This is a genomic window from Devosia sp. (genome assembly GCF_040509215.1).
In the GTDB taxonomy this organism is placed as follows: Bacteria; Pseudomonadota; Alphaproteobacteria; order Rhizobiales; family Devosiaceae; genus Devosia.
In genome coordinates this window covers 1-5,356 of sequence record NZ_JBEVLL010000129.1, presented here as the reverse complement: position 1 = coordinate 5,356, position 5,356 = coordinate 1, and the positions used below count along the sequence as shown (strand labels likewise).

Annotated in this window: 9 protein-coding genes; 4 read left to right on the top strand and 5 right to left on the bottom strand. The window is 60.7% G+C overall.

Annotation, left to right across the window (positions count from 1 at the left end):
* Positions 1-150 precede the first annotated feature (150 nt).
* Positions 151-345 carry a hypothetical protein gene (locus ABW043_RS07055; RefSeq protein WP_353920512.1) on the top strand — a complete coding sequence of 65 codons (195 nt, stop codon included), beginning with the start codon at positions 151-153 and terminating at the stop codon, positions 343-345.
* Positions 346-506: 161 nt separating this feature from the next.
* Positions 507-758: a hypothetical protein gene (locus ABW043_RS07050; protein WP_353920511.1), complete on the top strand. Its 252-nt coding sequence runs from the start codon at positions 507-509 to the stop codon at positions 756-758.
* 114 nt (positions 759-872) lie between these two features.
* Here ABW043_RS07050 and ABW043_RS07045 read toward each other — a convergent pair whose 3' ends face one another.
* Positions 873-1,286, bottom strand: coding sequence for a DUF4864 domain-containing protein (locus tag ABW043_RS07045; RefSeq protein WP_353920510.1), 414 nt, complete (start codon positions 1,284-1,286; stop codon positions 873-875).
* Between the two features lie 247 nt (positions 1,287-1,533).
* Here ABW043_RS07045 and ABW043_RS07040 point away from each other — a divergent pair, with 247 nt between their 5' ends.
* On the top strand, positions 1,534-1,962 hold the full coding sequence (locus ABW043_RS07040) for a CBS domain-containing protein (protein WP_353920509.1): 429 nt from the start codon (positions 1,534-1,536) through the stop codon (positions 1,960-1,962).
* Positions 1,963-2,028: 66 nt separating this feature from the next.
* Here the strand turns inward: ABW043_RS07040 and ABW043_RS07035 are convergent, their stop codons facing one another.
* The 4 genes from ABW043_RS07035 to ABW043_RS07020 form a co-directional block, all read right to left on the bottom strand.
* Complete coding sequence (locus ABW043_RS07035) at positions 2,029-2,601, bottom strand: peptidase inhibitor family I36 protein (RefSeq protein WP_353920508.1); 573 nt, start codon at positions 2,599-2,601, stop codon at positions 2,029-2,031.
* Positions 2,602-2,712: 111 nt separating this feature from the next.
* Complete coding sequence (locus ABW043_RS07030; RefSeq protein WP_353920507.1) at positions 2,713-3,384, bottom strand: SH3 domain-containing protein; 672 nt, start codon at positions 3,382-3,384, stop codon at positions 2,713-2,715.
* A gap of 230 nt (positions 3,385-3,614) precedes the next feature.
* Positions 3,615-3,992 (bottom strand): acyl-CoA thioesterase, encoded by a 378-nt coding sequence (locus ABW043_RS07025; protein ID WP_353920506.1) that lies wholly within the window; start codon positions 3,990-3,992, stop codon positions 3,615-3,617.
* A gap of 11 nt (positions 3,993-4,003) precedes the next feature.
* Complete coding sequence (locus tag ABW043_RS07020) at positions 4,004-4,600, bottom strand: thymidine kinase (RefSeq protein WP_353920505.1); 597 nt, start codon at positions 4,598-4,600, stop codon at positions 4,004-4,006.
* Positions 4,601-4,904: 304 nt separating this feature from the next.
* Here ABW043_RS07020 and ABW043_RS07015 point away from each other — a divergent pair, with 304 nt between their 5' ends.
* Complete coding sequence (locus ABW043_RS07015) at positions 4,905-5,288, top strand: DUF2147 domain-containing protein (RefSeq protein WP_353920504.1); 384 nt, start codon at positions 4,905-4,907, stop codon at positions 5,286-5,288.
* Positions 5,289-5,356 lie beyond the last annotated feature (68 nt).

The window sequence follows — 5,356 nt, the reverse complement described above, 5'->3', positions numbered from 1 at the left end:
ATCCTCCGCCCCCTCGCTATCACGGTTTTTGTATCGGTTCAATTTTCACTTGACCCGGCCCTCGCAAAGGCGCAGACTTGAACCGGTTCAAGAAATACTCCATTCAAAAATTGAACCGATTCAACATTTGGATACGAAAGGGACTAAGCAATGATTCCCGCCAGCTATCTCTACAAGGACATCTACCGCCAGACCTGGCTCGACGCCGATCTCGAATGCGCCAAGGCCCGCCAAAATTCATCCGGCGGCGGCGGTCACCCCATCCGGACCTTCATCGCACTCCTCACGCGCATGACGGGCAATCGGCATCCACGCCCCATTTCCCTCGCCTCAGATCCCTGCTGAGGCGAGCGGGGCCACATTGCTGCCGGCAAATCGCCGCGTCCAAGGCCCGTTCGTCATAGTCAAACCCCATTTGCATGTTTGAGTGCCCTCATCCACAACGATGAGACGCCTATCCCATGCATCTATTCTCGTCTCGCGGGCGGAAAGGCCTGAAAGTGAAGATGGCTGTAGCCGCAGGCTTCGCCACCGCACTTGGTCTTGCCGGCGCATTTCTCGCGGGTGTTACGCCTTCCCTGGCTGCCGATCTTGCGACGCAGCCCGATACCCAGGTGGCCATCTTCATGGTGCCGCTGACTATTCTGATCCTGACCATGCTGTTTGAAGTCGGACGCTTCGTCTGGCGCAACCGCATCCCAGTTTCGGCGCCGGCTCGCCAGCGCCGCACAGATTGGTCAGTGGCCAAAACCCGCTGATCAATACCCCGTGGCATGAGCCCTCCATGCCGCGAGCTCTTCTCCAAAGTCCTTCGGCCGGCCTAGCGCCGGCCTTTTTTCTGCCTGTCCGCTGAATGTGCCTTCGCGACGACGCTATGCCCCACGCCCCGGCACCTTGCGCAATACGACGCCGAGCACCCGCCATCCCTGGCCCGGCTCATCCATCAATTGATAGACGGCTTCATAAAGGTCGAGGTCCGGCCCCACCAGCTTGACCACCTGCAACACCACGCCGCTCTCGGTCTTCTCGTAACTACCAAAACTGTGCGAGCGCGCGTCGACGATAGGCCCGTAACCAGACCGCTTCACATCGGCAAGAAACCGCTCGGGATCGCTATAGGTCTCCCGAAACCCGGCACTGGCCAAACCCAGCGCGACCTCGGCATTACCACTTTGCAGCGCCTCGATTTGCCCGGTTACCGTCACCTGCCAGGGCGTGGCTTCCTGCGACAGCGCCATGCCGATGCCGCTCAGGAAAAACACCAGCGCCACAAAAAACCGAACCATGATCACCGCCTCCGCCGGGGATGCCCACCGGCCACAAGCGCCGGGACGCTGGTCCCATGCAAATATCTACGTCTTCTGCGCGTAAAAGTTTCAGAGGCAGCCTGAAGCCCTCCATGCCGTCGCTACATCGCTCAAGTCCTCTTTCGGTCTTGCCGGTACTCCGCTTCAGGTTCACACTCCTCGAACCGATCGACTCCCAGCTCGCTCGGCTGCTTGTCGATTGGTCCAACGCAAGGAGGACCTGACCATGATCGTCGACACCATCCTGCAACTCAAGGGCACTGCGGTTCACACCCTGCGCGATAGCGATACGCTGAGCGACGCCGTTGCCATGCTTAACTCCCACAATATCGGCGCCATAGTCATCGTCGGCATTGGCGAGAGCGTGATCGGCATCCTGTCCGAGCGCGACATCGTCCGGCAATTGAGCAAGAACCCGTCCGTCGCCCTCGCCCAATCCATTGGCGCAGTCATGACCCGCGCCGTCGTCACCTGCGACCGCACCACCGCGATTTCCGAAGTCATGGAGCGCATGACCCACCGCCGCATCCGCCACATGCCCGTGGTCGATGGCGACCGCCTCACCGGCATCATTTCCATCGGCGACGTGGTCAAGCTCAAGATCGAGGAAGTCGAGCACGAAGCCGAGGTCCTGCGCGAATATATCGCCAGCTAGGTGCATCCGGCCCCGCAAACAAAAATCCCCGCTTTCGCGGGGATGATCTGGTGCCGGAAACGAAGCCTAGTAGACCCGGATCGACGACAGGTTGCGCGCCAGATAACGGTTCAACACCGGCTGGCTCTCGATGATGCGCTCGCAATAGGACTGGAAGCCCCGATCACGGCAGGCGGCAGCCGAAACATTCCCGGTCACTTCCACCGAGGAGAAGCGGTTGTCTTTGCCATAGAGCTTGAGGTCATTGAACACCTGCCCCGGCCCGGCGCAAAGCGAAGCGCCCGTAAAGTTGCGGCCCTCATAGAAGCACACCTGCCCCAGTCCACCAGCCGGATAGTCCGGACGAACGAGAAACAGCGGACCGTCAGGCCCAGCGCCAAAGCTCAACGCTTCAAGTCCGGTCCAACCACGACCGCCATCGCCATCCACCAGGCACCAAGTCACCTGGCACCGAATAATGCGGATAGCGCTGTCCTCAGCAATCGCCCCTGTCACCTCGTAAGCGGCCCCTGGCCCCTTGCGCAGCGTCAGATCGACCTGAGCCCAGCCATGCGACCCAACATCGGACGCGGCCATGACGGGAGAAAACAGGGATAGCCCGAAACCGATAGCGAGAGCCAAGCTCTTCAAGCGCTTCATGGAAAGAGAATCCCCAGATGAAAATCAGCGGGACTTTATCTTGGCCCCCCGCCGCGGCCAAGGGGCAAGAAAAAGCGGCGCCATACTTTTGTACAGCGCCGCTTTGACTAATTAGCGAATGCGAACCGAGGCGACATAGTCGTCGAAATCATTGAGCGAGCTGGCGCTGGTCGTATAGGTGCGGCAGCTACGATAGTTGGGCTCAGAGCAAACCTGCACCGAATACCCGCCCTGGTTGTCGATCGAGGAAATCCGATCGGTCCATTCACGCAGGTCGCGCACGCTGTCGCCGGCAGCAAGGCAGAAGCTCTGGCCGCGGAAATTCGTGCGGTCGTAGAAGCAGACTTCGTCATAGACCGGTTCCGGCACCGGCTGGATAACCGGCGGGCGCGGCGGACGTGGCGGCTGCTGCGGATTGCCGATGCCGATATTCACGTTCGGGCCATTGGGGCCGAGGTTGAAGCCAAACGACAGGCCCGGCTGGGTCGGATTGACCGGCTGGCCACCGCCCGCAGCAAGATAAGTCGCCGAAACCCAGCCATCGGGACCCGGCTTGGACACATAGCACCAGGTACCCTGGCACTGCTGCACATCGACCTGCTGGCCGCGGCGAACCGTATCGACCACGCCGTAATTGGTGCCCGGACCCGAGCGCACGTTGACATTGCTGGTTACTGTACCGGGCGCGGCCTGCGCAGCCGGCAGAAACACGACAACTGCGGTCGTGGCCACTGCAACGGCGGTTGCGACGTTGAGCAAGGTTTTGCGGGTATGGCGGTTCATGACTATTCCCTCTTCCACCACGTCCGGGATTGACGCACAAAACCCGGCGCGGAATTCGTTACGATGCAGAAACGGGTACGGTCTTCAAAGAGTTCCGGCCCCGCGTGGATTCAAAAGCTTAGGAGACAGCGACCGACAATCACGACAGACTTCATGGTTCAGCCCCAGCACCAAAGCGCTTCACACGCCTTGTCGCTCCTCCAGCCTGAACGCAGTCTGAATGTATTGGGTCAGCCTTGCGGGATCACCCGCTTTTGGCCGTTATCGTCAAGAGAAACATAAACGAAGCGACCCTCGGTAACCTTCTTGCGGTCGTCGAGCTGCTGGCGCCGCACCCAGGCTTCGAGCCCGACGGTGATCGAGGTCCGGCCGATCCGTTCGATCGTCGTATAGACGCAGAGCACGTCGCCCACTTTCACCGGCGCAATGAAGGTCATGGCCTCGACGGCCACCGTCACTACCCTGCCCTTCACGCGCTCGACAGCGGCGATGGCGCCGGCAATGTCCATCTGGCTCATCACCCAGCCGCCAAAAACGTCGCCCGCCGCGTTGGTGTCGGCCGGCATGGCCAGGGTGCGGATGCTCAATTGCCCCTGCGGTTCGCTCATCACTGTCTCGCTCATTCTGGTCCTTTCACCGGCCACCGGCCGACAGCCTCTTCCCAGTGCTTGCGGCACAGCGAGAGATAGACTGATTTCTCGATCGACACCTGGTCACCATCTGTCAGCACGCGCCCATCCACGCTCTGCCGCACGACCATTGTCGCTTTGGCGCCGCACGTACAGATGGTGCGAATTTCGCGCATCACGTCGGCAACGGCCAGCAGTTCCATCGAGCCGGGAAAGAGCTTCCCCTGGAAGTCCGTACGCAGGCCAAAGCACATCACCGGAATGCGCAACCGGTCCGCCACGCGCGCCAACTGCCACACCTGATCGCGCTCGAGAAACTGCGCCTCGTCGACAAACACGCAATCGACCTTGGATTCTTCATGCTGGTCGCGGATCGACTGGTAGAGGTCGTCACCAGCCGCATAGAGCTCGGCCGGTTCGCTGATGCCGATACGCGACGCAATCAGCCCGATCCCGTCTTCGACATAGAGTGCCGAAGTATAGAGCAGCGGCCGCATACCGCGCTCGCGATAGTTGTAAGCGGCCTGCAGCAGCAAGGTGGACTTGCCGGCATTCATCGCGGCATAGGAAAAATAGAGTTTGGCCATCGTCCGCCTCAGAAGCTTCGGCTCTTTCTCGCGCAGTGTGGCGATTGGAGCGAGGCCTATTCTGGACGGTCCACAAAAAAGGGCCGCCCTAGGGGCGGCCAAGGCCTACGTGTCGAAGCTAACGAGCCTCGGGCAGATGCGTCCGCGAGCCTGGGGGCCGGTGCGAACGGCGCATCCGGCATGCATGGGCTGCCCCGGAGCATTTTTAGACTAGGGGCCTTACATGACGGAGGCATGAAGCCGTTCAGCCAGCATTCAGGCTCCGGGCACCATGTTGGAGTCACCGAGTAGAGAGTTTCAGCCAATGCGTTTTGCCCGTAGCCTCGTCATTGCCCTTGCCGCCCTGATCGCCACGCCCGCTTTCGCCTCCCCCGCAGGTGTCTGGGAATTGGAAGGCAAGGACACGCGCTTCCAGCTCGAAATGTGTGGCGATGGCACGCAGCTCTGCGGCCTGCTCACCTGGCTGAGCGATGTGGACTATAACGAGCAGTATAAGCCCTATCTCAACCGCCCCATGGCCGACCACATGCGCCAGTCAGGTCCAAACCGCTGGAAGGGCGACATCAAGCTCTTTGGCTACAACCTGTCTGGCACCCTGACCCAGCGCAGTGAGAACCACATGACGCTGCACGGCTGCGCCGTGCTCGTGATCTGCAAGACCTACGAGATGTATCGCTACACCGAGTAGCGCTAGAGTCTGCTTGGAAACACGCTGCGGCGCGACAAATGCCGGTGGCTTTCGAGAACCGGAACGGA